1 protein-coding gene is annotated in these 1,684 nt (G+C 54.9%); it reads right to left on the reverse strand.

What is annotated here, in order from left to right:
* Nucleotides 1-106: 106 nt before the first annotated feature.
* Nucleotides 107-1,243 carry a glycosyltransferase gene (locus tag M9H71_RS25020; protein ID WP_455407562.1) on the reverse strand — a complete coding sequence of 379 codons (1,137 nt, stop codon included), beginning with the start codon at nt 1,241-1,243 and terminating at the stop codon, nt 107-109.
* Nucleotides 1,244-1,684: the final 441 nt, after the last annotated feature.

The raw sequence follows: 1,684 nt of genomic DNA on the forward strand, positions 1-1,684 counted from the left end.
GACCAAGTGCCTGTCAGGTCTCAAGAAATTACGGAGGGCGATGCCCTTGAGAAACCTGGTAGCAAGTCCCTCTCCCGCTACCATCGGTCTTGCGAATTTTGGCCCGTCAGGTCGCCCCATTCCCGGAATAAAGGGGCCGGAAGGTGTCCTTTATTGCAGAGACCGAGAAGCCATTATTGCGGACATAGTTAGATGCATTTTTCCCGACGGCACGCAGCGAAACCCTGTCGTTCGCGAGTCTCTGAATAAGAGAAGCGATCTCGGCGGCCTGCGCATCCCGCGTGCCTTCTAGAATAAAGTAGCCGGTCTCACCGTCCTTGATCAAAGCCCGGCTGCCGGCAAAGCGCGTGGCGACAGGAACGCAGGCACAGGCGGCTGCCTCGATCAGGACGCGTGGAACGCCTTCGTTGTACCGCGAAGGCAGAACGACAATATCCGTCTCGGCGAGTAGACGAGGCATGTCGTCCACCTTGCCGAGGAACGTAATGCGTGGATGCTGGCGTAAAAGGCTTTCCGACACCGCATCCGGATCCGCGTCCGTCTCGCCAGCCACGACCATATCCACATTTGCAGCGTTGCCGATCATGGCGGCATCGAGAAATACATCCAGACCCTTCGCCTTCAAAAGGCGACCTGCATAAAGAACGCGCAGCCTCTGTCGCGGCACATTTATCTGTTGCGGACGAAAGCTCGACAGATCGATGCCGGTGCCGTTTGTGACGACGGTTCGCTCGAATTCAACGAGCCCCCGCTCAACCCAAAAATCGCGGTCGGCCGCTGTTTCAAAGCAAACGGTGGCCTCGCGCAATCCTACGCGCAATGCGAATTCTACAATGGCCCTTCGAAGCCGGCTGGCGAAACCATTCTGCGATCGATCATAAAGCCTACCCAGGCCCGGCACGGACACCACCACGCGGCCGTGCCACCCGAAAGCCCTTGCAACTCGCGCCGTAAGCCCTCCGAACAGATAAGGCTTGAGGTTGATGAGATGAATAACGCTAGGCTTCTCGTGCAGAAAATGGCGACACAAGACAAGGATCAGCTGGATGTCAGTCCAATGTAATCGAAAGCGTTCAATATCTAAGGGGCGATATTCGCAGTTGGCGGGCGGAACGCTCGCGTTGCCACCAGCGAAAAGAACTGCTCGCATGCCAAGCTCGATCGCCAAATCGACGAGGTGCTTGCGGTGGTGTGTGAAATTGGAAAGGTCGTTGGAAACGAACGTGATGGTTGCGTCGCTCATGCTTGTTGTTCGGAAGAAAAATCAATTCTGTTGCTGTCTATAGCGACTTTTGACTGCGATTTTGGGACGCATTATTAAGCTGGACCCTATCCGACGTTCTATTACGACATTTCCGATAACAGCCTACACGGCAGGGTGAACGTTCTCTTTGTTTAGTCGGGAACCCTATGCAGTGGGCGGATGCGGCGTAACCCGCTGATGGCAAATCATAATTGTATTGCCGGGCTCGTATTCACGCTATTCAAGCCAAAGTCAACCGATCCGAGCATAGCTTCCGGATCAGATGCGCTAATTGTCCTTTCACACGATTCATACGCCACAGTGTGGTGTGGAAGGCCCGTGGGGAACCCTCTGCGTTATCGGAGGCGCCCAATTTTAACGGGATTGACCTGCCACTGAACTTTCATCCAGCTACAGTTAGAGTCTCGGCGGTTTTTACGC

The sequence above is a fragment of the Rhodopseudomonas parapalustris genome (genome assembly GCF_053772255.1).

What these genes read in the sequence shown, in the direction of transcription:
- M9H71_RS25020 (WP_455407562.1), bottom strand. Translation starts at nt 1,243, where the DNA reads ATGAGCGACGCAACCATCACGTTCGTTTCCAACGACCTTTCCAATTTC.